This window comes from Mucilaginibacter sp. McL0603 (assembly GCF_049992945.1).
In the GTDB taxonomy this organism is placed as follows: domain Bacteria; phylum Bacteroidota; class Bacteroidia; order Sphingobacteriales; family Sphingobacteriaceae; genus Mucilaginibacter.
Window position 1 is genome coordinate 3990709 of the sequence record NZ_CP188251.1, and the last position, 25264, is coordinate 4015972.

At 39.0% G+C, this 25264-nt stretch carries 20 protein-coding genes; 5 read left to right on the plus strand and 15 right to left on the minus strand.

Annotated elements, in window-relative coordinates:
- Nucleotides 1-27: 27 nt before the first annotated feature.
- The 3 genes from ACPPVU_RS18300 to ACPPVU_RS18310 form a co-directional block, all read right to left on the minus strand.
- The gene (locus ACPPVU_RS18300) at nt 28-1023 is read right to left on the minus strand and encodes an NADP-dependent oxidoreductase (protein ID WP_426668025.1); all 996 of its coding nucleotides are present in this window, start codon (nt 1021-1023) and stop codon (nt 28-30) included.
- A gap of 59 nt (nt 1024-1082) precedes the next feature.
- A complete protein-coding gene (locus ACPPVU_RS18305; RefSeq protein WP_426668027.1) occupies nt 1083-1523 on the minus strand; it encodes a MarR family winged helix-turn-helix transcriptional regulator in 441 nt (146 codons plus the stop codon).
- A 147-nt stretch (nt 1524-1670) separates the two neighbouring features.
- Nucleotides 1671-2822, minus strand: coding sequence for a 2-isopropylmalate synthase (locus ACPPVU_RS18310; protein ID WP_426668028.1), 1152 nt, complete (start codon nt 2820-2822; stop codon nt 1671-1673).
- A 75-nt stretch (nt 2823-2897) separates the two neighbouring features.
- Between ACPPVU_RS18310 and ACPPVU_RS18315 the strand changes: the two genes are divergently transcribed.
- A complete protein-coding gene (locus ACPPVU_RS18315; RefSeq protein ID WP_426668030.1) occupies nt 2898-3701 on the plus strand; it encodes a helix-turn-helix domain-containing protein in 804 nt (267 codons plus the stop codon).
- A gap of 516 nt (nt 3702-4217) precedes the next feature.
- On the opposite strand, the gene ACPPVU_RS18320 is transcribed toward ACPPVU_RS18315, so the two are convergent.
- From ACPPVU_RS18320 to ACPPVU_RS18335, 4 genes are all read right to left on the minus strand, one after another.
- The gene (locus tag ACPPVU_RS18320) at nt 4218-5111 is read right to left on the minus strand and encodes an alpha/beta fold hydrolase (RefSeq protein ID WP_426668032.1); all 894 of its coding nucleotides are present in this window, start codon (nt 5109-5111) and stop codon (nt 4218-4220) included.
- 586 nt (nt 5112-5697) lie between these two features.
- Entirely contained in the window at nt 5698-6447 is a 750-nt protein-coding gene (locus tag ACPPVU_RS18325; protein ID WP_426668034.1) for a hypothetical protein, read from the minus strand.
- Nucleotides 6448-6556: 109 nt separating this feature from the next.
- Nucleotides 6557-7258 (minus strand): PspA/IM30 family protein, encoded by a 702-nt coding sequence (locus ACPPVU_RS18330; protein WP_426668035.1) that lies wholly within the window; start codon nt 7256-7258, stop codon nt 6557-6559.
- 144 nt (nt 7259-7402) lie between these two features.
- Entirely contained in the window at nt 7403-8164 is a 762-nt protein-coding gene (locus tag ACPPVU_RS18335) for a hypothetical protein (RefSeq protein WP_426668036.1), read from the minus strand.
- Between the two features lie 775 nt (nt 8165-8939).
- On the opposite strand from ACPPVU_RS18335, the gene ACPPVU_RS18340 reads away from it, so the two are divergent.
- Together ACPPVU_RS18340 and rpiA are read left to right on the plus strand one after the other, a co-directional pair.
- Nucleotides 8940-9836, plus strand: a complete 897-nt coding sequence (locus ACPPVU_RS18340; protein WP_426668037.1) for a transporter — start codon at nt 8940-8942, stop codon at nt 9834-9836.
- Between the two features lie 144 nt (nt 9837-9980).
- Nucleotides 9981-10682: a ribose 5-phosphate isomerase A gene (gene rpiA, locus ACPPVU_RS18345; RefSeq protein ID WP_426668038.1), complete on the plus strand. Its 702-nt coding sequence runs from the start codon at nt 9981-9983 to the stop codon at nt 10680-10682.
- A gap of 6 nt (nt 10683-10688) precedes the next feature.
- Here rpiA and ACPPVU_RS18350 read toward each other — a convergent pair whose 3' ends face one another.
- The 5 genes from ACPPVU_RS18350 to ACPPVU_RS18370 all read right to left on the minus strand — a co-directional run bounded on the left by ACPPVU_RS18350 (nt 10689) and on the right by ACPPVU_RS18370 (nt 19719).
- On the minus strand, nt 10689-13049 hold the full coding sequence (locus tag ACPPVU_RS18350; protein WP_426668039.1) for a GAF domain-containing protein: 2361 nt from the start codon (nt 13047-13049) through the stop codon (nt 10689-10691).
- 142 nt (nt 13050-13191) lie between these two features.
- Nucleotides 13192-15759: a BamA/TamA family outer membrane protein gene (locus ACPPVU_RS18355; RefSeq protein ID WP_426668040.1), complete on the minus strand. Its 2568-nt coding sequence runs from the start codon at nt 15757-15759 to the stop codon at nt 13192-13194.
- 1 nt (nt 15760) lies between these two features.
- The gene (locus ACPPVU_RS18360; protein WP_426668041.1) at nt 15761-16387 is read right to left on the minus strand and encodes a phosphatase PAP2 family protein; all 627 of its coding nucleotides are present in this window, start codon (nt 16385-16387) and stop codon (nt 15761-15763) included.
- A gap of 30 nt (nt 16388-16417) precedes the next feature.
- A complete protein-coding gene (gene ppk1 / locus ACPPVU_RS18365) occupies nt 16418-18472 on the minus strand; it encodes a polyphosphate kinase 1 (RefSeq protein WP_426668042.1) in 2055 nt (684 codons plus the stop codon).
- 5 nt (nt 18473-18477) lie between these two features.
- Entirely contained in the window at nt 18478-19719 is a 1242-nt protein-coding gene (locus ACPPVU_RS18370) for a Pycsar system effector family protein (protein ID WP_426668044.1), read from the minus strand.
- Nucleotides 19720-20102: 383 nt separating this feature from the next.
- Between ACPPVU_RS18370 and ACPPVU_RS18375 the strand changes: the two genes are divergently transcribed.
- Together ACPPVU_RS18375 and ACPPVU_RS18380 are read left to right on the plus strand one after the other, a co-directional pair.
- Nucleotides 20103-20849, plus strand: a complete 747-nt coding sequence (locus tag ACPPVU_RS18375) for an ankyrin repeat domain-containing protein (protein WP_426668046.1) — start codon at nt 20103-20105, stop codon at nt 20847-20849.
- Between the two features lie 123 nt (nt 20850-20972).
- On the plus strand, nt 20973-21446 hold the full coding sequence (locus ACPPVU_RS18380) for a VOC family protein (RefSeq protein ID WP_426668047.1): 474 nt from the start codon (nt 20973-20975) through the stop codon (nt 21444-21446).
- 7 nt (nt 21447-21453) lie between these two features.
- Here ACPPVU_RS18380 and ACPPVU_RS18385 read toward each other — a convergent pair whose 3' ends face one another.
- The 3 genes from ACPPVU_RS18385 to leuC are packed head-to-tail and all read right to left on the minus strand — an operon-like array spanning nt 21454 to nt 25043.
- Nucleotides 21454-22980, minus strand: a complete 1527-nt coding sequence (locus ACPPVU_RS18385; RefSeq protein ID WP_426668048.1) for an alpha-isopropylmalate synthase regulatory domain-containing protein — start codon at nt 22978-22980, stop codon at nt 21454-21456.
- Between the two features lie 23 nt (nt 22981-23003).
- A complete protein-coding gene (gene leuD / locus ACPPVU_RS18390) occupies nt 23004-23600 on the minus strand; it encodes a 3-isopropylmalate dehydratase small subunit (protein WP_426668050.1) in 597 nt (198 codons plus the stop codon).
- Nucleotides 23601-23639: 39 nt separating this feature from the next.
- Nucleotides 23640-25043 carry a 3-isopropylmalate dehydratase large subunit gene (gene leuC, locus ACPPVU_RS18395; protein ID WP_426668051.1) on the minus strand — a complete coding sequence of 468 codons (1404 nt, stop codon included), beginning with the start codon at nt 25041-25043 and terminating at the stop codon, nt 23640-23642.
- Nucleotides 25044-25264 lie beyond the last annotated feature (221 nt).

The window sequence follows — 25264 nt, forward strand, 5'->3', positions numbered from 1 at the left end:
TAGCCGTTAGCACCCTGGTCAAATGATTTAATCAATTTTGACAATCATTTTACCTTCATTTCTGCCTTCAAAAAGCCCGATAAAAGCTTCGGGCAGTTTATCGAAACCTTCCAGAATTGTTTCTGAATAGGTGATCTTGCCTTCTTTTAACCAGGCCGATAGTTGGGCTATGACACCGGGGAATCGGACCGCATGGTCGCCTATCAAAAAACCTTGAATAGTCAGGAACTTATAGACGACGATAGGAAGCAGGCTTGGACCGGTTTGTGCTTTTATGTCATTGTAGTTGGATATTGTACCGCAAACCGGAATTCGTCCATAATTATTCATATTAGCGATCACCCCGTCGGAGATTGATCCGCCAACATTGTCAAAATAAATATCAACACCTTCCGAACACAGCTGCGCAATCGCGGCTTTCAAGTCAGGTGTGGTCTTATAATTTATCGCCTCATCATACCCAAATTTTGTTTTTATAAGGTCTATCTTCTCGTCGGTACCAACAATTCCAACAACCTTGCATCCTATAATTTTTCCGATTTGACCAGCAATACTTCCTACGGCACCAGCCGCGCCTGAGACCACCAGCGTTTCGCCTTTTCCAGGTTTGCCAATGTCCATTAACGCGATATATGCGGACAATCCGGTTATTCCTAAAACGCCTAAATAAGCGCTTAACGGAGCAGTATTTGAATCGATCTTTTGTAATGCTTTTCCATCAGATACCTGGTAATCTTTCCAGTTCAAGTAGCCGGAGACATAGGCTCCTTTTTTGAAATTGTCGTTATTGGATTCAACAACCTCGGCAATAATTTTGGAGGATACCGGCTCATTTAATTCAAATATGGGGGGATGAGTACCATTCATTTTACCACGCAGATATGGATCTACGGAAACATAAGCTGATTTTAAAAGAACTTCTCCCTCACCGCTAACCGGCATTAATTCTTCTTCGATATTAAAGTCGGAAAGCAGTGGCATTCCAACCGGCCTTTTTTTTAAAGTTATTTTTCTGTTTTTCATATGATTAACTATTAAATCCATGGTATAATAATCCATGGATTATATTTTAATAAAAAATTTTACTCCCTAATTTTATCTAAAAGGTCGTTGAGCAATTCTGCCTGCTCATCAGTGACGCCATACTGAACTTTGTTAAAAAGTTCCCTTCCTTTTAATGCAGCTTTCAATCCTTCAGGAGTAAGCTTTATGTATACAACCCGCTGATCTGAAAGATCCCGATCCTTCTTAATTAATTCTTTGTCCATTAACTTGTTCAACAATCTCGAAACATTCGGCATCCGGTCAATTAGCCGCTCACGAATCAGGTTCACTGTTGCCGTGTGATTGGGCTGACCCTTAAGAATTGCCAGGACGTTTAACTGCTGAAGAGAAAGACCAATGGGCTTGAGGGCAATTGCAATTTCGTTCAACAGCCAGTTAGCAGTAAAAATAAGATTCATCCCTGCTTTATGCTGCGGTCTGTTAAAGCGTTCCTGCTTGATCACTTCTTCAATTTTCATAACGCAAATATATATACCATGGATTATATATCCATGTAAAATAATAGTTACAACGTTGAAGATTAGGTTCGGCCTTTTATTGATTTTAAATTAAATTGATGGTCAACCGTGCCACAATCTAAGATATAGTACGCCGGTTTTAATGATTTAATTTTTCGACGTTTCAAAAATAGCAGTCAAATCGTTCTCTGTTACCACGGATTTAGTATCGGCTACCCGCAAGAACTGTTCGTAATATTTCTCAAATTCATTTTCAATATATTGAATATTCAAAGCTGTCATTCTATTTTTCAGAGCTGCCCGCCCACTACGCGCAGTCAATATCAAATCAGGCAAATCGCCACCGATCAATTTAGGGTCAATTATTTCATAATTGCTTCTATCCTTTAGTACGCCGTCCTGATGAATCCCGGATGAATGCGCAAATGCGTTCCTACCTACTACAGCTTTATTCGCCTGAACATAATTTGACATAGCGGTTTCAACTATCTTACTCAGGTCTGTAATATAAATGGGATTTACGGTTGTAAAAAAAGGCAGGTCTTTGATTACTAATGTCATAATTATTTCTTCCAAGGCTGCATTTCCGGCTCTTTCCCCGACGCCGTTAATGGTTCCTTCCGCTTGCTGCGCACCGGCTAAAAGACCGGCTATCGTATTGGCCGTGGCCATTCCCAGGTCATCGTGACAATGCACAGAAATTTTTATCTTGTCAATATTAGGAACATTGTCCATTACGAATTTTACTTTTTCATAATACTCAAATGGTGTGCAAAAACCGTTGGTATCCGGCAGATTGACAATTTTAGCACCGGCTTCCACGACCGTTTGTACCATTTTGGCTAAAAATATATTGTCCGCCCTACCCGCATCTTCTGCAAAAAACTGGACCTCGTCCACTTTGTTTGCTGCATGGCGTACCATATTAAAAGCGATGTCAAGTATCTCCTCTCTTGTACTGTTGAATTTATTCCTGATATGGATGTCAGATGAACCTATCCCCAATTGAATGCGGGGAGATTTAGCATTTTTTAATGCATCGGCAGCTGCGTCGATATCAGTTTCTCGTGCCCTTGCCAGTGCGCATACCTTGGCATTTTTTATCAATTTTGACACCTCGCTCACCGCCTTAAAGTCTGCCGGCGAACTGATGGGGAAACCAACTTCTATGATATCAACCCCCATTAGTTCAAGCCGTTCAGCAATTTCCAATTTTGATTGAAGGGTCAGTAAACATCCGGGGCCTTGTTCTCCGTCACGGAGGGTCGTATCAAAAATATCTATCTTCCTTTTTTCCATGTTTTTGCTTTTCTTCAAAAGTAAAGCCGGTTTTTGTTTTGCTATATTTGAAAATAAAAGTAAGTTTATCGGATTATGCCAAAGGTTAAAATTCCGCAATTGCCGCTCCGGGACAGTTTTGAAGATGGAGATATAGAAATAAGATCGTACGGTCAATTCAACACGAAAATCCACTGTCATGAAAAGACCCAGCTTATTGCTGCGGAAAAAGGAACGCTTTATTTATATTCTGAACAAGGAAGTTATTGTATACCGGCTCATTACTATGCTTACATCGCTGCCAGGCTTGATCACAAATTTATTTCCAGGTCCCAGCGAGTTGAGATAAAAACGATATTTCTTGAGCTCTCCCAGGAATTAACCTGTAATGGCAAGGCCCTAGATATCGCAATTTTTCCTCCATCGTCGCTACTTGACAATTATCTGGATTTTGGAGAGCAACATTGGTCGGGCCGCCAAAATCCTGATTTAAAAGCAGCCAGCTTAAAGGCATTAAAAAAAATGTTGCCTTTTTTACTGACAAAACCCATTTACTTATTTACGCACCCTCCTAAATCAGAAGCACTGCTCAAAGCCGTTGAATTTATAACAGGTGCACTGGGGGAAAACCTTACCGTGCTGTCAATTTCGAAGGCCGCCAATATACCGGAACGGACACTTTCAAGGCTCTTTAAACAAGAGACGGGCATGACCATATTCCAATTTATCAAAACAAGCAGAATGCAAAAAGCCTTAGAGCTTATGGAAGACCCGTCTATGAATATAAGTGAGATCGTGTACCATATCGGCTATGAGAGTACAGCAACTTTTTCCAATCTCTTTAAACAATTAGTAGGAATCGGCCCTCAAAAATATAGACAGAAATTCCTCCTCGAATGAAATTGGCCTTGTTAATGTTTAAACAATGATTTTTAATGATTTTTAAAAAAAACACCGGCAAAACTCTGCCAAAAAATACTAAAAAACACCAAAATGAAAAATCAAAAACCGCTCTCAGAATATCAAAAGCACAGATTGGGTGTTGCAATTTCGGCCCTGTAAAATCCGGTATTTTCCACCAACGGCATAAATAGCTAATGACCTCCTACTTATGCAATTTTTATTGCCAGAGTATTGGCAGACTTCTTTGTCATAATCATCAATTGTTATTCAACTATTTGATTTGAATGTAAATGATTTATTATTTTTAGTGGGAAATTTCTTATTCTCAACAATCCTACGGAAAAACATCAAAGTACATTTATTTTTTGTCTTTTAATGCCACAATTTTCTTCACATCATCGATAAAAGAGTTCGACATCTGTACCTTTGGGGTCACAAAGAGCCTTTCAGCACCGAAGGCTTTTTAGTTTAGTGTAGACACAGCCTACAGGCTGACTCCAATTAATGATCCAATTATTTTGAAGATAGAAAAAATTCAATTATTTTTTCATTTACAATTTCAGGCTGATCGATATTGACCAGGTGTTTGGCATTGGGAATCATGAATCCGGTAACATTTGGCATAAACTTTTCTGCCCTTTGCAAAGCATCTTTATAATCATAGTTTGGTTCATGCTCTCCAATCATAACCAGGGTCTTCGTCTTGACCTGACTCAATTCATCTTCAGTAAATTCCTTTGGGGTTATCAATTGCGATGAAACTCCCTCTTTGTAAACAGACTTTAAAACATCTTTCACCCTGCTATCCACTTTTTGGGGGTAATCCGAAAATATTTTAAATGCCTCATTATAATCAGCTGGAATAATTGAAGGAAAAATCTTAACAACCGTAATAAATGTCTTAACAGAAAATTTCCAGTCTGTTAGTGTCGCCGCAGGTGCGATTAGGATCGCCTTATTTATTCTTTCAGGATGATAAAGTGCAAGACTTAATGTAATAAAACCACCATAGGATTCCCCGGTAATATTTGCCTTATTTAATTTCAAGGCATCCATAACCTCGCAAAGCCACTCCACAAAGTATTTTTTATCAGGTAACAGCCTTGATGCTTCGCTTCTGTTGTGATCACCAATAATGTCCACAGAATAAATCCTGAAATGCTTGCTTAATTCCGGAATATTCGGATACCAGCTAACAGAGCTGAAAGTCATTATGGAGAGTAAAATCAACGGTGGCTTATCCTCGTCCCCGCAAATATTGATATGGGTGCTCCCAAATGAGGTATTTACATCTTTAGAAACATAGGGGGTATTCCAGGCCATCATGGCGGTATCATAAACCCTGTAAAATCTTTGTTTGGCTTCGGCCGATTTAAAGATCGGGTTTAATCTGGTTGGCTGCTTCAATTTATAATTAACGAATACCGAACAGATTATCACTAATATTAATAGGAAATATATCACTGTCCTTTTTTTTGGGAATTTCATTTGTCTTTAAACAGGGTAAAGATTTCGATAATTTGCAGTTGTATAGTTACCTTTTTCTTTTGATTAATTAGTTGATTAAGCAAATTACCGAACCTGCTGTATCCGCATTCAAAAAAGTTGAAATGAACTAAGTCCGGGAAGCTGTGGCCAGGGAATAACCCGCCCGTTCAACTGTCCACACCTAACTGCAAAAAATTGTGAGTGTCCATGCTCACATCAAATAAAAAGGGCATGTTATTGCAATTTCTTTCAATGGTACCATTTTTCTGTATCGAGCCTGGACGCTCAACGCATTATCATTCAAGTGTGAACACTGTGTGGACGCTTGAAGGGGCGGAGAACTAAAGTCTAACATAATTAATTCCCCCCTTTTCAACGCCACTATCTTCTTCACATCGTCGATAAAAGAGTTCGACATCTGTACCTTCGGGGTCATCTCAACGCGGTGGGGTGTCAAAAATGGCACTCCACCGCGTTTTTTTTGCTCATTCAATTTCAGATCAGCTTACCACAAAAACAAAGGTAGCAGCCAGATAGGTGAAACATAATACGGATCATAATAAGGCTGATAGTATTCAACCGTTTCTTCCTCTACAACGGTTTCTGTGCTCTGCCCGTAATTACCATTATTTTGTTCCTGCTGTTTTTCCTCTTCTATTAGTTTGATCATCAGTTCTGCTCCCTGCCCAATCATATCCAGCATCGCGTCTTCACCCACTTCTTCTGGCTTGATAGCGGTTTTGCATATCTCCTCTATCTCATTCCAACTATTATCCGATACCAGGTCCATCTGCCAGCCATTTGACTTAGTATCAAAACGATTTTCATTAATGAACGACATAAAAACGATCTCGGCCGGGTCTATTTTTTTAAATAAGGCCACTGCGATCCGGAGATCATCAAAACGTTGATCATTTGTAAAATCTGCCCAGGCATCATCGCTGTCAAAGTCGTAATATCGGGCAAAAGCAAACTCTCCCTTTTCAAGATCAACGAATGAAAAAACATCGTATACCTTCAAATATTCGGTATAACGTTTCATAAACGTATCCAATACCTGCTGCCCTTTATCAGTGATCTTATAATTAATACCGCTGGTCACGACATAACCTTTTGACATCAGCTCGATAAATAATGGCTCAAGCACGCTGTCGTCACCATTGGCAACGGTTTGAAACTGATGCGATCCATTGACCATTTCATCTAAAAGAACAATGGATTTAAAGGTTTTTTTATTGTTATCTGATATAAACATTTTATTAATTACATAAACAGCCGCCAGCGAATTTATTAAGGGAGAACTGATGAGCGAAAACTATACATTTCCCTTTATAATAGCTGGCGGCTTAATTCAATTTTATCGATTAATTTAATAACTTAACTCTTTTTGCCTTAATTGCTTCCAGGGCATTCGAGTGTGTTCCTGTTCCTAATACCTTATTGATTTCCTGTTCAGTGGAAAGCGTCGAATCTTCGATCTGCGCGTAAGCAGCAGCACGGAATTCTTGCGCCGATGCCTTTTCATCCATGCGTTTTAATGTTGCCATCAAACCGTCAGTGTCCACGCTGGATAATGTCTTATTGATCCTCTCAGAAACCTCGGCAGTTTTTGCACGGGAATTGATCAGTTGTGCGCGGCTTTCCGTCTCAGCTATCTGATCTTTGATCTGTTTTATCTTAAGATCCATTACAGCCAGTGCACTTTCTTCTTTTTCGGCCATTTTTCCAAATTGATCTGCCTGATTTAATGCAGCCTGGCTTGCTTCAGCGGCCTTAGCGGCCAAATCATTACCCTTTGCTTCATCAAGCTGTTTACTTTCAATACGATCCAAAAGGTCATTGGCTTTTTTCTCCCAGTCAGACGCAGTATTACGGTATTGCAATTCGTTAGCCCGATGCTGTAAGGCCAGCGCTTTTATTTCGGCCTCTCCCTGGATGGCCTGCTGGTAGTTCTCTTTTAATTCGCGAAGTATCTGCGCGGCCATTTTTGCCGGATCTTCTATTTTATCAACTGCGGCATTGGCTTCTGCCTTGCCTATACGGAATAGCCTGTCAAATATGCTCATGGCGTTATAATTTAATTGTTTTGAAATTTAATGATATACTCTTCTATAGTCCCATTTTGGGATTTAATGCATTAATTAAAATTGTGTCGCGAAATCTTTGTGGCATAAGGTTACCCCTACTCATCTTGACTGATGGCCTTTCTCTTATCTTCTCCTGCCAAATCCGCCCCGACTGTGTCCAAAGCCTGACCTTCCGGAACTGCTGCCGCTATGTCCAAAGCTGCCCCCCCGCCTGCTGCCGAAGCCACCGCTGCGCACGGTTTGCGGACTGCGGGTACCGAAAGACCGTTGCGACCTGCCCGGATTGCTTAAACTACCCCGGAAGCTCCTTGTCGACATAGATGATGAGGTTGTTGGCCTGAAGTTAGTAACCGTACGTACCCGTGTATAGTATGAAGGATAATAACCATAATGATACATCGGCATATAGTACGGATGCGGGCGCATCAGGTAACTCAGCAACAGAAAATCCGTAAAGCCAAATGAAGAGTGATAATAGTTATTATACCCTACATAATCCGGGTTTCCTCTTACGCTTAGATCAGCCGTACTATTATCAGCAGACGGATCGATATTAATGCGGGCGATCGTAACCGAATCCTGATTGCTTACATTGTCTATTACACTCAACCTATTGTTATTGGCTTCTTCAACCTTTAAATAATCAATATTACCGTCTTTGTCCAGGTCGAGGTTATTGATCTGATTTTTAGGATCGTTAATTCCTTTTTCGAGCGTCTGCGGATCTGTACTTGTTTTAACAAGCTGAGCCAGTTTGTTGACATCGAAACCGGCTGGTGCATTGTTGGCTTCCACTGTCACATTATTTCGCTGCTGTGGTGGATTTTGATTACATGCAGAAGCGAGTACAACTACCGAAGTGATTGCTATTAATATTCTTTTCATGATTTTTTTAATGATTTATATAAGCTGCAAGCTGTATCAGAATGATTCGTTGCTTTTTTTACGGTGCCTTTTTGTTTATTTTTTATTATTTAGATAATGGCCCGGCATAAATGTTACAAAATTCTTTCAGGCTAATAAAAATGATATTTATAAGCCGACATATCAAAGTATTAGAGTAAATAAAAGGCAACAAGAAAGACAAAACTTTCAATTATTTTAATCAATGCGTTGAGGCTTGCATGCCGCTATCCCTTAGAATGACCTTAAATCTATTCCTGCCAAAGGAACTTGTATTGGCCTTGAGTACACTGAAATTGCAATTTACTTTCCTCAGATTAATACTATCCTTCAGGTAGTTTAGATGCAACAAGTGTTACCGGACTGCCTGGTTTCGGCAATTGCTTTTGCTCCTTTATACAAAAGGTCACGGAAAAGCAAGCGATAAAACCCCAAAATGCTGATTTTTTATAATAAGGTTCTTGCGAAATATCAGATAAGCATCCTTTACAGTTCAGCTATTGCCTCTATTTCGCAATTGGTAAATGTTTAATACGAGCGAATATAATAATTATTGGTTAACAAAAATATTTCTTATTATGATATTATACAAATTACCTATTATTAAATTATCCTCGACTAGTAGTAATAGCCTACTTATGCCAATGGACAAAACAAGTATCATATTTAAAAGTGAAACTCGAATACACTATAGTTTCACTCTATATTAATAGCCATAGACGTTATTTTGTCCAGCCGACAAACGGCGCTTCATTTCATGATAAAAGGGATTTGTCTGCTGGGTATTTTGTGCATGGGTATTTGCCAGGTGAATGGCCAGGAACTGGAGCCAAGATCATATGCTGCTTTACCCACAAATCTTAATGCAATAGCAGTACTGGCAGGCGTATCAAATGGCAATGTATTGCTCGATGCATCGTTGCCTATTCAGAATTCTAAAATTACTGCCTATAGCTTTGGTCTGGGCTATCTTCATACATTTGATCTTGCGGGTAAATTAGCCAGGATAGTAGTGAGTGAGCCTTTTGTCAATATTAATGGTAATGCACAGATAAATGGTGTAGATAAATCAGCAGTAAGATCTGGCTTTGGAGATACAAGAATAAGATTCGGGATTAATCTTATTGGTTCACCTCCGCTGGATAAAAAACAATTTTCAAAATATTCAGAAGAAACAGTTGTAGGAATAAGCCTGATAACCAGTATACCCACAGGTTTGTACTATCCCAGCAAGCTTATCAATGCGGGTAGCAACAGATGGGGGTTTAAACCCGAGGTTGGTATTTCAAAAAAAATTTCACGAATATACCTGGAGGCCTATGCTGGTGCGTGGTTTTATACCCATAATAATGAATATTTAGGCAACCATACACTTAGTCAAAAACCCATACGCAGTCTGCAAGCTCATGCCTGCTACTATTTTAAAAACCGAATGTGGATAAGTATTGATGGAAATTGGTTTGCCGGTGGTAAAACTCTCATTGATAATACACCATCAGGCAATGATTTTGATAACTGGAGGGCAGGTGCGGCATGGTCAGTACCTGTCGCCAAAGGTCAGTCTTTACAATTGCAGTTTAATAAGGGTGCTTTTACTAATCGGGGATATAATTATTCTGCTGTTTCGCTGGCCTATCAATACGTATTCTTCTAAAACAAAGTTGTGATTTCTGTAATTTAAAATGAAAAATTACATTTTCAAGCGCTTGTCAAATTACTCACAACATAAAAATTTAGATCATTTCGGGCTAAATAAAGTCTTATATTGCCTTTACGATACTTATTAACAAGCAGGCTTATGAAATGGCAAAGCAACCTCCTATCCCATCTGCAATGGTCGGATACTATTATCAATCAAACAGGTAAAATTAAACTTGCGCAACAAATTGCTGCCAAAGTAAAAGACGGCGATATTATCGGCGCAGGTTCTGGCTCCACGGTTTACCTGGCATTATTTGCTATTGCCGAAAAAGTAAAAAAGGAAAATCTTAACGTCAGGATAATACCCTCTTCCCTTGAGATCACTATGACCTGCAGTAACCTCGGCATGCCGGTAACCAGTCTGCTTGAGGATAAACCTGATTGGGCATTTGACGGAGCGGATGAAGTTGATCCTAACCGCAGTCTGATAAAAGGTCGCGGTGGTGCATTATTTAAAGAGAAATTGCTGATCCGCTCAAGCTTAAAGAATTACATCCTGGTTGATGAAAGCAAACTGGTTGAAAAGCTTGGCTCAAAGTTCCCGGTTCCTATTGAAGTTTTTCCGGGAGCGCTTGTTTATGTAGAATCGGCATTACGTGATCTTGGCATCACGGATATTATTTTGCGTGCAGCAAAAGGTAAGGACGGACCCATTATAACAGAAAATGGCAATTTCCTGTTAGATGCCAGATTTGATCATATTCCTTCAGATACTGAACAAAAAATCAAGTCCATTACCGGTGTAATTGAAAGTGGATTGTTTATTGATTATGATGTAGAAGTAATGGTAGCAGAATAAAGGATATCAAAGCGATATTTGAACAGCGGACAGGTCCTTATAAATGTTTTCGTATGAAAAGTCTTTTGACAGAAATCTGCTTGTATCGTAAGCTACTCCTACCCTTAAAGCTTTCAATCCGGAAACAGCCTGCAGATCTTCAATTTCAAAATGCTCGATGGAGTCAGTTAAAATCCCTGCTGATTGAAGAATTTGTATATAACGGTTATATTCAGCCGCCTCTTCGGTTTTAGAATAGACTATGGTTATAGCCCCTTCTGAGGTTATACGCTCATGAGTGCCTTTTATATTGGCCTTATCTATACGTTTTTTGATCACCTCATACCTGATATTATACGCCCCATCAATGTCAAAATGCTTTTCATCCATTCTGAAACGAATAGCAATAGGTGCACTAAAGACTAAGATCAATGACGTTACTCCCAGATGTAAAGGCAATATTTCTTTCAGACGGTATTGTTCAATCTCCATTTCAGCAGTCACCAGTAATTGCCACAGACGTAAACGTTCCAGGTCTGCCATATTAAAATTCCCGCCAGGAGATATAGAATTACCTATATACAGGCTATGCTCTACTCCGTCAGTTTTAAACCGTTCGTAGTAATGAGGAAAAAAATGCTGTACTTCGGCTTGCCTTTCATCAAGAATACTTATCAGTTTTTCATTTACTAAAGACAATGTTTTCTCATAATCCCGTCGATTGGCATAAAAATAGCCGGCCTCCGGGTCGATATTTTTAAAATAATTCTCAATATCCTCAGCAATAGGCTTTTTAATATTGGCTTGATTCAATAAAGGATAAATGTAAACTTCCAGATAATGCTGAATATTTTGTTCAGTATCTGCCTTGATTCCTTCAGATAGTTCATCAATAAAAGTATTCAGATCAGCCAGATTTTGCTCAGCTCCGGTAATGGTATTATCCTGATGCAGTTGATCCAGTAATAAAATAAGCTGCTCCACCTGGTTTTTCAGGTCATTTTTAACGCTTAAGTTTCTTGTTACAGATGAATTCTTGATATCTACCTCACCATATAGCGGATATACATTTTTAAATGCAATTTCTTTTAAAGTATAGGCTAATCCTAAATTAATATTGTAGATATATTTTTTAGCCTCCCGCCTGAATTTCCAGTTCACACTGGGATGTAGCGTAGTATAGTTGTTTTGAATTACTGCCTCAATCCTGTTTCGAAACTCGGTAATTTTACGGTCAATAGTATCCACCATAAAAGGCATCACGATTTCCAGTTTATTAGCATTTACGCTATTGAGCTCACATGCCCTTGGTGATACCAATTCAAGTATACCGAGCAGCATTCCGTCTTTAACAATAGGCGCCAGGATGAAGCTCGCAATACCTTGTGATTTTAATTGTGCTGCAACAATATTACCCGGGTCTTTAGCAAGATATTCCGAAAGATCGGAAACAGCAAAGTACTCATGGTCGTTGATCAGATTTTGATAGGAAGCTTTAGAAAGCACTCTACTGCATTCATCCTCATCTTTATCCATTAAAAGAAAGCTCTGAACTTTTTGTCCCAGCATTTTAGTGCCGAATTTGCCTTCACTTTTATCAAATGTGGTAAATCCCACCCTCAGATCCGGTATCCTGAAAATAGACCTAAAAACTGAGTCAATTGTTTCCTGCATCTCAAGTCCTATAGTGCTCGATAGTAAGTTGGTTTTTAGTATAGCAACCGCATTCTCAAATGAGGCATCAAATAAACTAATAAGGGCAAATCCCTTAAGTATCCAGCTTCCCTGAGGGAATTTTTCTTTCCACAAAGCGAGGTCATCATAATTGTCAATTAATAGTTTGATATCATCATCTGATAATTTGACCGCGCGCTCCGTAGGGATGACCTCCAAAAAGTCCGCATTATATAAAATACGATAATGTTTTACAATGCCTTTAGCGGTTGGAATGTCGTAAAAAAGAGGTTTGCTGAAGTCAAGACGTGTACCGTAAAACTCATTTAAAATCAAACAGCAGCTTGCTATGTAAAACTGGTGATCATTAAAATCACGGATGTTAATTTCAAATGATTGCCCGGCTGCTCTTAAAATATCCCTAAATCGTTCAGTATAATTAAATATCAAACCCTGGTATGGGATACTTACTGCTTTTATTTCGTTTGTTGTAAGTATAGGCGGAAATAATTCAACTAAAAGGCGCGAGATCAGGGCTTCATTATCCTTTATCTGGGCAATATCTGTGATACCATCTCTCAGTTCGGGGTGAGCTTCTATTTCATCTAATAATTCATTTCTAACACCATGTGTAATACTTTCTAATCTTTCAATTATCTTATGAAATGAAAGCCTGATCTGAAAAGGGTTATCAAAAAATTGCGGAAGAAGCATATTATAAAAGTTCTATCCTATCAAAGTTATATAAAATTAGCTGCCAAACGCTGGTTAAACTGGTTTCTGACAAACGTATGAAAGTAAAGCCACCGAATTTCATATATATTTCCCCACCTCCAGTCATTATGAGCAAAACTTCCTAAAACCTTAACAACATTGAGAAATAAGGGTACCAGCCCTCCGTCGAATGCGCCGCAATAATTTGGAATAAGGTAAGCCCTGCCGGCATAAAGTAAATACCGCCGCCTTCACCTACGTGCCATTTATTAGAATTATCATTATCGACCCATACTCTGCCCGTATCAAAAAAGCCGCTTAAACCAAATTCTCCGGGTAACACATAACTGGCTAAAGAAAATAATTTGATGCGCGCCTCAAAGTTATTAAACGCCATATCTTTACCCGCAAAACGATATGTCTTGTAGCCTAACAGGTTTCCCTGACCGCCTAAAAACAATGATTGATAAAATGCTGCGTCTCCAAAAGTAGCGCCACCTCCTATCCTATCCGCCAGGGTTATTACTGTGTCTGCAAAATGAACATAAAATGCTGCTTCGCCGGTTATCTGTGTAAAGCCTCTTGAATAACTATTCAAACCGGCCATACTTAATAATTTTATATTCAGGTAACTTCCTTCGGTAGGTAATAATTTGTTATTCCGCCTATCACCGATCAATGTTGCTATTCCGCCCAGGTGTACTTTATCCTTCGCAATGGTCAAACTATCATAAGAATGTATAAGCGACGGGTTGTCAATAAATCTTCCGACATTGTCTTCCGGATTTAAATGATAATACTGAAATGCCGGTCCAACAGCAAAACTTAATCCTTTCTCGTTTCTCCATCGTAGAGCCGGGCTAAATTGGTAAGTATTAAAACGGGTGCGGTAATAGGTCACATAGTCACCTGTTTTGTTAAATTCCGTTTCATTCCCAAGCCCGAAAAAGTTGATCGTATTATTTGGTGCTTTTATATCTGCCCGTAATAAAATATCTGCATTGCCAAGTGCATGTATCCATTCGCCCTGGTATTTTACATCAAATGCCTTTGTAGCAAAAGAATGAGTTACTAATAACTCCTGTAATGTACTATAGGGACGTGTTCTAAAACCTTCTTTTCCAAGATACCTGAATCCAATCCCCAACAAAAATCCGTCGTCCTTATTAATTTGTACATTAGCAAGTGGCGCCCATACATTGATCAGGTTAACCGGTAAAAACGTTGTATTGGCACTATCTGGTGAAATATGCAGCCTCGCCCTCGATGAGTCACCTCTGAAAGAGATATTTTGCCTGCTTTTGTCATAGATCGGAACTTTATTAGCTGATTTTACAATATCATAATTCTTGCGATCAAGACTGTCTACAAACTTTAATCTTATAGGTGATGAACTGTTATCCAAAACAATTCTGTCATTTCCACCACCCATATAAAACCTTATTTCCCTGGTTATTTTCGGATCGAAAGTGCCGCTGAAAATAGTATCCTTTGCATTCCCTTTTTTATTGATCTTATTGATAGTGACAGTTAAACCGTTATTAGCTGCATCCTTGATATTCACCTGCTCATCCTTATTACTTACATGCATATCAACTATTCTATTGAAAAAGTAGTAATACCAGGACATTGCAGCAGGTAAATTACCACGTCTTTCTTTTAGTTGACTTAGGAGTTGATCATGTCTTAATTTATAGGCTTCCTTTGGCAATCTTCTTAATCCGGCCTCCAACACAGCGTCAGTTTCTACAGCACAAAAGTCATTAACCACTTTCATCCATTCAACATAGGTGATGTGGCTATAAGGGAACCTGTCAAACCAATTCGAAGCAACAAGCGAATAACGTATATCTCTGATTTTGCCGCCAAAAGTTTGCAAATAAGGCCCTACCCAATCTCTGGATGCTACCCATGGAATAACCCCCTGGTTGATATACATGGCCTGATCCCTATCACGTGGTATAGGTGTGTATATTCTTTTTTTATCATCTTTTTCCTTTGTAAATCTCCAATTATCATCGTGTCTATCCCAGTCACCTATCAAAACATCCAAACATCTTGCTTTTAAAAATGCTTTGGCATCAAACGAATAATCGTTATCGTCGTACATATTACGTATTGCTTCAAGAGTATTGTCAGATTTACCTGTTGGTTCTCTTTCTTCAAATAAACAGACTTTATTTACCAATAGCGGTAGATATTTTCCCAGTGCTTTATCTGGTGAAACCACGCCTATTATTGGCGTTGCATGAGGAATACCCGCAGCGTCGGCCAGTGGCGGAACTACTAATGCCGAGAATGGATGTTGCGCACTCATCGCATCAATAAATAATTCACGGGCAAAAGTCTGCCTAAGCTCTAACGGCAATATTTTTACCGGGTCCTTCTCAACACTTCGCAATACCCACTCCTTTCCGGTAGGATCAACTAACCTTATTGAGGTTGTCTGAAAACCTCCGCCCTGCTTTTCAGGTGTAAGGCCGCCATGTAACTCAGATATCCTGATTACAGGCAATTTAACGTCCATCCCCCATTCTTTACGGTAATTCTCTCCGAAGAAAAAACGGTGAACTTTGCTTACCTTATCATAGTGCGCATGCACTTTTACTATAACACTATCCTGGGTGATAGGTTTAATGCTCAGGGTATCTTGCGCCCTTATTAATATTGCAGGCAACATTATCGAAATAAGTAGGAGAATCTTTTTCATGTTATTTCATATTATAGCTTTTTAATACATTGATGCTGAAACTATGGCTTACCAACCCGCCTAAGATCCCAATTGCAGCACCGGCTAAAATATCTGACGGGTAGTGTTTACCTAAATACATTCTTGAGAAACCTACCGATCCGGCCCATAAAAATGCGGGACCAGTGACATACCATTTTTTATATTCCAATGCCAAAGATGTAGCCGTGGCAAAGGCTAACCAAGTATGGCCCGAAGGGAAAGAAGGGTCATTTGTTGGACTATTAACAAATATTTCTCCCGGATACCTATCTGAAGGCCGTTGCTCCCTGATCGTATATTTTAAAACTTCACCGATTATTGTACTTAAACCTATGCTGATGAAAGTCTCGTAAGCACGATTTCTGGTGAGGCTGCTTCCCTGGCCAATTCCATAAATTAACTGCCCAAATGGCACGCTTGCGGGTACATAGTAAGCAGAGTTGCTGGTATAATGCCAATACTTTGAAGTCGGAGGATCGGGATTAATTTTTTTTAACAGATCAATGTCCCAATCCTGAGCAGAAGCAACCGTACAACGACTGACAAGGGTCAGCGTAATCAATAATACTATAATCAGGTAATTCTTAACGTAACTATATACCTTCATAGGCAATGTGTCGCTATTTGAACAAGTGTTTTAAACCAGTTCCTTGTCTTTGTTCTTCAGTAAAAGATATATCTGCCGTTGCGATTGATCAGGCGGCTTGGCATTGTCAATTTTTATATTGTTTAGATTTTCATCTATTCTTACAGCTTGTATGTTATCATTTAATTGAAGTTGCAGTATGGTTATGATCTCTGCTTTCATGGCTTCATCTTTCACCGGGAAGCAAACCTCAATACGGTGATAAATATTCCTGTTCATCCAATCGGACGAGCCCATATAAAGATCCTGTTGCCCGTTGTTGTGAAAAAGAAATATCCTTCCATGCTCAAGATACCGGTCAACGATCCTTGTGATAGTAATATTTTCGCTCATTCCAGCTACTCCCGGCACCAGGCAGCAAATGCTGCGTACTATCAGTGATATTTTCACTCCAGCTTGTGATGCTTCATATAATTTTGAGATCAGCACCCTCTCTTCAAGGTTATTCAGTTTAATAGTGATCGCCGCTGGAAGCCCTTGCCTTGCATTGGCAATCTCCCGGTCTATTAACTCAATAAAACGTTGTTGCAGATTAAACTGGGCAACAAACAGATGTTCAAAATTAATAAGGTCGTCAGGATCAGGTTTTGTTCTTTTGGCAAGAAAAAGAAATAATAGTTCAACTTCGCGAAGCAATTCACGATTAGAGGTGATCATAATATGATCAGTATAAAACGCAGCGGTCGTTTCATTAAAGTTTCCGGTCGATAAAAGCCCGGAATAAACTGTTCTGCCGTCAATCCTGTGTTTTACTAAAGCCGTTTTTGCGTGAACTTTTAATGCCGATGCGCTGTAAACGATCTGTACACCGGCACTCTTCATTCTTTTTGCCCATTTGATGTTGTTGGCTTCATCAAAACGAGCTTTTAATTCGATCATGACCATTACCTTTTTACCATTCTTTGCAGCACTTATCAGGGAATTTACGATCCTGGAGTTACTGGCTACACGATAAAGGGTGACATAGATCTCTTCAACATTTTTATCAATTGCGGCCTCATTAAAAAACCTCAGTATAGGGTTATATGACTGGTAAGGCAGATGAATACATAGATCCTTCTTTTTTAGCTGATCAAAAATTGATTGCTCATAATTAATATCAGCAGGGCTTATTGGAGGCCATTTATCATATACGAGCTCATTATTTTTCACAGGAACCTGGTCTAAATCTTTCAGATTGTGATACTTGCCGCCTGCAGTTATGCTATCAGAAGATAAATTAAACCGACTGGTTATAAAATACAGTACCCGCAAAGGGATACCAGGTTGGTGTAAAAACCGTGTAGCTAATCCCGCTTCACGTTTAAGTAATTGCTTCTCTATCTGATCTGAAAGATCTCCATATTCATCCTTTAGATCAATCTCAGCATCCCGTGTTATTTTGAAAGAAAAACATCCTTTTATATTGGCGCCTTTAAATATCTTATCAAGGTTGAACCTGATAATATCGTCCAGAAAAATAACAAACTGGATAGTCTCAATTGTGACCGAATAAAAACGGGATAATTGATCTGATGGAATATTAACTATCCAATTCCTTTCAATTCCATCCTCCTCTGCCTGTACCAGGAAGTATAGTTTATTATTTCCGGGAAAAAATGAATTCTTTTCATCAGAAAGATTTACCGGCTGCAAAAAAGCCATTACCTGGCTGTATAAATAATCATTTACCTTTTCCAGCACCTGCTCAGGAATAGCTTCATTATATAGCAAATGAATATGATTTTTTTTAAGCAGAGGGATAAGTTGACCTGTTAATATATGTCCAAAGTTTTCCAGTTGTTGAAATATTACCTCTCTCGCCTTTTGCAAATTGGCGCTTTCATCGGTGCTATTATCATCATTTTCCTTTCCGGATAAGCGATGCAAAGCCATCAACACAGGCATACGTACCCTGTAAAACTCGTCCAAATTAGATGAATAGATAGAAAGGAATCTTATCCTTTCTAACAAAGGAACACTTTCTTTGGCTGCCTCCTGCAAAATCCGATCATTAAATGCAAGCCAGCTCAGATCCCTGTCAAAAAATGTTGGAGTTATTCCCATGATCATTATTGAGGAATTGGTGGTACAGTATCTGTATGTAAAACAACGGCAAGAATAAATGCAACCACAGCGATAATAAGTCCGAACATGAAAACATTATAGGCAACCCTCAGCTGTCGGTACTTTCTTCCTAATACTACACCTTGCGCATATACATCCATAATAAGTGTGTTATACAGCAAGTCCTTATCAGCCATAACTTTCTCCATGCCAATTGAATAATCGCCCAGGTTCATCTTATAAAAGTTGCCAAAAAACAAGAGGTTAACCTTTTTATCGTCAATATCTTCAATAGAAAAAACTCCGCGTGGAATAGCCGGACGGGTAGAGAGAATGGAAAAAATAATGCAAAGCACGCTAACAGCAAGCATCATAAATGTAGGGATAATTAAAAAGCTACTGGTATCCAGCTTGCGCAAAACAAGGCTGATGATAGCAGATAAAATAATTGAATTTACCGTAATCAATATATGTGCTTTTCTATCAGCCATATCACTCAAACGCTGACTATTACTCGAAGTAATGCGAAACATGGTCTCTATGCCTCGCTCGGGGGTATCTTTGTTTTTTTTCTTATGCTCTGCCTGCGCAGCCGTTTCACCGGGTTGCAATTCGCCCGTAACCATTGCAGCCTCAGTTTCAGGTTCAAGATTTTCCTCTTCCTTCTTTTTCAATTTTTCAAGGTTTTGATTTTTCTTATCGTTAAGCAACAGGTTACAGTAATCGGTAAAGTAATGATGCTGTTCTAAAAATTGAATTGTTTCATGACGCCATTCTTCTTTCGAAATTTCAATTTTCCTTAATTCAATTAGTTCTTTTCTTAATAGCTTATATTTTTCAATAAATGTATCAGTCCCTAAGTGAAACACATCCGCATCACACATAATTTCACCAAGCCGGTCCTGGGGATTTTGCGGCATTACAGTGGCCATAATGCACTGGTTTATATGCTCTATTATATCCTTGTGAACGTCAATGCTTTTCAGATAAGCATCAGCCCGCTTTACACTTTCCTCTTCATGATTTACGATAGTGTACAAGTATCCGGTATCATGAAACCATGCCGCGGCAATAACAATGAAAAAGTCCTTATCATCTAATTGGTAATGATTAGCAATTTGTATGGCCGAATCGACTACAAATTGTGTGTGCGCCTTATTATGATAAGGGTATCCATGTTTAGGGTGTTCTTTAAACATGGATAATACATGTTGCGCTACCTGTTCAAGTAAAATTTTGTAATTCATTCAGATGTGATAAATATTATAATGAAAATTAATATTATGAATCAGCCGTTTTGGGACTAAAATTACTATTAAAGGGTGTAAATTCCTACGCCCTTGCACCTATGATTGGTAGGTTATGGTAATTTTTAAAAACTATCTAAAGTTAACTCAAACCATATACCAATAATTAATATGTTGATTTAAAGAAACTTACATTGACACTCCATTTATGACGTTAACGATATTTCGTTTATTACTTATAATATTTTACTAAATAACGCATATTGACCTTTAAAGAAACCTTTTTTATTTTAAATGTATGTCAAGTCAATTTGAACATATTAAACAATATTGATACTTTTATTACTGCTAATAAGATGGTAATTTTTAAAATATCATTAGCCATGCCCGATCATTCCCGAATACTTTATGATATCGAAGTACATTCTGCAGAAGGAATACAGGAATATTTCAATAAAGGTGGTGATCCTAATGAGATTCATGATGGTACATCACTTTTTACAACAATGGTTGAAATGTATACGCGCACACCAAGATTTAGAGCATGCATACAGGCATTTATTGATCATGGTTTAGTATTTGAAGACAAGTCATTGCTTGCTGTTTTCATAAATGATACTGAAAAATTAGAGGGATTACTAAAAGTTGACCAAAGTATTGTTAATAAAACATACGATCTGTTCAATAATACCTATACTCCTCTAACCGGTGGCACCTTAATGCATTTCTGTGCTGAATATAATAGCCTGGGATGTGCTAAAATACTTTTAAAGTATGGGGCTGATATAAATGCGAAAGCCAGTTTAGATCAATACGGCTTTGGCGGGCATACACCTATTTTTCATACCGTTAATCAGAACAGCAATAACTCAGAGGCAATGATGCATTTTCTGCTTGAAAATAACGCTGACATTACAACCGCTGTCAAAGGCCTTATATGGGGCAAAGGATATGAATGGGAGACATTTATTCCAGGTGTAAACCCTATTAGTTATGCGATGATGGGCTTTTTGCCACAGATGCACCGAAAAGAAAAAACGGTAGCCGAAACGGTTTCGTTATTGATCAAACAGGCTTATGGCATTGATTATACGCCTCCAAATATTCCCTGCGCTTATTTAACACATTAATCTATTTGTCGCAATCAACCCCGCGATTGTCGCTGATTGGGGTTTTCCATATCAGCTTATCAGGCTATGTTTGTTTATCAAAAACAAAAGACGTTTATATCACTTCAGTTAAAACACAATATTATGCAAAAGATAACCCCATTTCTTTGGTTTGATACTCAGGCTGAAGAAGCCATGATTTTTTATACATCAGTTTTTAAAGATGCCAGGAAAGGAAAGGTAAGACGCTATGGCAAAGCCGGACCCGGACCTGAGGGAAGCGCTATGACTGCATCATTTGAGCTTTTCGGGCAGGAGTTTATCGCGCTGAATGGAGGCCCGATGTTTAAATTTTCTCCGGCCGTTTCCTTTTTTGTGAGCTGCGAAACACAGGACGAAGTAGATTATTACTGGGACAAATTGGGTGAAGGCGGTAATACCAATCAATGTGGCTGGCTGGATGATAAATTTGGCGTTACCTGGCAGATAATACCCACTATACTGGATAAAGTGTTACAAGGCACTGATCCCGAAAAATCAGGCCGTGCCATGCAAGCTATGATGAAAATGACTAAACTGGATATTCAAAAATTGCAGGATGCTTATGATGGCAAATGATCTCTGCTTAGATCAGGTTTAACATCTTCTGAGTTGCCTTAATGGCTGCTACTGTTTGGTCACTATCCAGGCCACGGGTTTTAAATTCTTTGCCTTTGCAGTCCCATGTAATAATGGTTTCGCAAAGTGCATCGGATTTACCGCCTGGTGGTATACGAACTGCGTAATCGGTCAGTAACGGCAGGTCAAGACCCTTTTTCTTATAGATTACTTTTAGTGCATTCATAAAAGCATCATATTGCCCATCCCCTTGTGCATGTTCCTCAAACGTTTCGCCGTTAACATCGATCCTTAACGTAACTGATGGTCTGAGATCTTTGGAATGAGTAAGTACATAATTTTCGACATGTACTTTCTCCTCCTCTATTGCACTGCTATCCAGCACATCAGAAATAATATAAGGCAGATCTGATTGTGTTACCGTTTCTTTCCGATCTCCCAGTTCAATAACTCTTTCCGTAACTTTCTTTAAGTCAGTATCTGATAAACGGATACCTAATTGCTGGAGGTTATTTTCGATATTGGCCTTACCGCTTGTTTTGCCCAAAGCATACTTACGCTGACGCCCAAAACGTTCTGGCATCAGGTCGTTGAAGTATAGATTGTTTTTTTTGTCACCATCAGCGTGTATACCTGCTGTTTGCGTAAATACATTTTCACCTACAACCGGCTTATTTACAGGCACTCTAAAACCCGAAAAGGTTTCAACCAACTTGCTAACAGTATATAAAGATTTCTCTTCAACAGAAGTTTTTACATCCTTTACATAGTCATTCAATACTGCAATAGTACTTGCCAACGGAGCGTTGCCTGCACGTTCACCCATACCATTAATAGTAAGATGCAGCCCTTTTACACCTGCATTTACCGCTTCCAATACATTGGCTATGCTCAGGTCATAGTCATTATGCGCATGAAAATCAAAATGTATATGAGGGTAGCGTGGAACGATCGCGTTTAGATATTCTCGCGTTTCAGATGGAATCAAAACACCTAAGGTATCTGGCAATAGTATTCTTTTAACTGGCTGTGTTGCTAAAAAATCAAGATATTGAAAAACATATTCTTGTGAATGGCGCATACCGTTGCTCCAGTCCTCCAGGTAGACATTACATTCAATACCATTCTTCGCTGCATACGCGATCACTTCGCCTACCTCTTTAAAATGCTGTTCAGGCGTTTTTTTAAGCTGATAGGTTAAGTGGTTCATTGAGCCCTTGGTCAACAGGTTCATCACCTTAGCTCCTGCCTTGATCATCCAATCCACCGAAGTAGTGCCATCAGTAAAGGTAAGTACTTCGATCTTATCCAAATATCCGTTTGCTTCTGCCCATTCCGTAATTTTTTTTACGGCCTGAAACTCTCCTTCAGATACTCTTGCCGAAGCAATTTCTATCCTGTCAACCTTAACTTCTGTTAGCAGGAGTTGTGCTATGGTAAGTTTTTCGGAAGAAGAAAAGGACACTCCGCTGGTTTGTTCACCATCACGCAGTGTAGTGTCCATTATCTCAATATGGCGTTGCAATTCGGTCATTTTGTAAAGTTAAAACTGCTTTTTTAGTAGATACTTTTGGCAGCAAACTCCCCGATGTTCTCTTTCATTGCCTGTAAATAGTCAATATCGTCAAAGCCATTCAGCATATTATGCTTTTTATAGCCATTGATCACAAATGATTCTTTTTCGCCTGTTTTTACAATGCTGATTGTTTGATCTGGCAGATTAACTTCCAGTTCGGTTGTAGGATCAGCAATAACAGCTTTGAATATCTTATCCAAAAACTCAGGACTTACCTGAACCGGCAGGATACCAATATTCAATGAATTTCCTTTAAAAATATCAGCAAAGAAGCTGGATACTACACAACGGAAACCGTAATCATAAATAGCCCAGGCTGCATGCTCGCGGCTGCTTCCACTGCCGAAATTTTTGCCGCCAACCAGTATTTTGCCAGAATAGGTTGAGTCATTCAGTATAAAATCTTTTTTAGGAGTATTATCTGGATTATATCTCCAGTCTCTGAATAAGTTATCACCAAATCCGGTACGCTCTGTTGCTTTTAAGAAACGTGCTGGGATGATCTGGTCTGTGTCCACATTCTCGATAGGTAAAGGGACTGCTGTACTTTTTAATATGGTGAATTTATCGTAAGCCATTATAATGAATGGTTTTATTTTTTAAGTGATTAATATCGTTTACAAAAATTCTCTTGGGTCGGTTACTACGCCGGTAACTGCTGCAGCTGCGGCAACCAGAGGGCTTGCCAGCAAAGTACGGCTACCCGGCCCCTGTCGTCCTTCAAAGTTACGGTTGCTGGTACTTACGGCATATTTACCTGCTGGTATTTTATCATCATTCATAGCCAAACAAGCTGAACAACCTGGTTGACGCAACTGGAATCCCGCTGCATTTAAAACATCCAAAATACCTTCTTCTTTGATCTGGCTTTCTACAATATGTGATCCGGGTACTAACCAGGCAGTGATATTGTCAGCTTTTTTGCGGCCTTTTACAATAGAAGCAAACGCACGAAAATCCTCAATACGTCCATTAGTGCAACTTCCCAGGAAAACATAATCTACAGGTTTGCCAATTATCTTTTCGTCCTCAGCAAAACCCATATAGGCTAATGACTTTTTATAAGAGCTTTCGCCATCCTTCACGGCTGAAGCCAAAGGAATATTATGAGTAATACCAGTTCCTAAACCAGGATTAGTACCATAAGTAATCTGCGGCTCAATTTCATTAGCATGGTAATTCAATTCCAGATCGAATTTTGCATCAGCATCAGTTTTTAAAGTTTTCCAGTAAGCCAGAGCTTTATCCCATGCATCACCTTTTGGTGATTTTTCTCTTCCTTTTAAGTAAGCAAACGTTGTTTCATCCGGTGCAATCATACCACCGCGTGCACCCATTTCGATAGAAAGGTTACAAACGGTCATACGGCCTTCCATGCTCATATTTTCAAATACTTCACCGGCAAATTCAATAAAATAACCCGTAGCGCCGCTTGCAGTAATCTGGGAAAGGATGAACAAAGGCACATCCTTAGGTGTAACGCCTTTGCCCAGTTTACCATTTATATTGATGCGCATCTTTTTAGGCTTCGGCTGCATAATGCATTGGGATGATAGTACCATCTCTACTTCAGAAGTACCGATACCAAAAGCAATAGCGCCAAAAGCACCATGGGTGGACGTATGCGAGTCACCACAAACGATGGTCATTCCGGGAAGGGTAATACCATTTTCAGGCCCTACAACGTGAACAATACCATTTTTCGGATTATTCAACCCCCAGTGCGAAATACCGTATTTAGCTGAATTATCTTCCAGCGCTTTTAACTGATTGGCGCTAAGCGGATCCTGCACAGGAAGGTGCTGATTGATGGTCGGCGTATTATGATCAGCCGTTGCAAAAGTTTTATCCGGGAACATTACCGAAACTCCCCTGTTCTTTAAACCAAGGAAAGCTACAGGGCTCGTTACTTCATGTATAAAATGCCTGTCGATAAAAAACACATCGGGGCCATCTTCAATTTTCCTTACCACGTGCGCATCCCACACTTTATCAAATAAGGTACTTGGGCTATTACTCATTTTATAAATAATTGAATTGTTGTTTTATAATTTACGAAACACAGGTGCAAATTCGGAAAAACATTGCGGAATCACTAACATTTTTTCAAATTTTATGTAAAGGGTTTGTTCTAAAACAAAGAAATAGCCTAAAAACCATAATAGACTAAGGTTTAAATATGCTAAAATAAAAATGGGCAGTATCAAATACCGCCCATTTTTATTTTGATAAAGTATAGTAC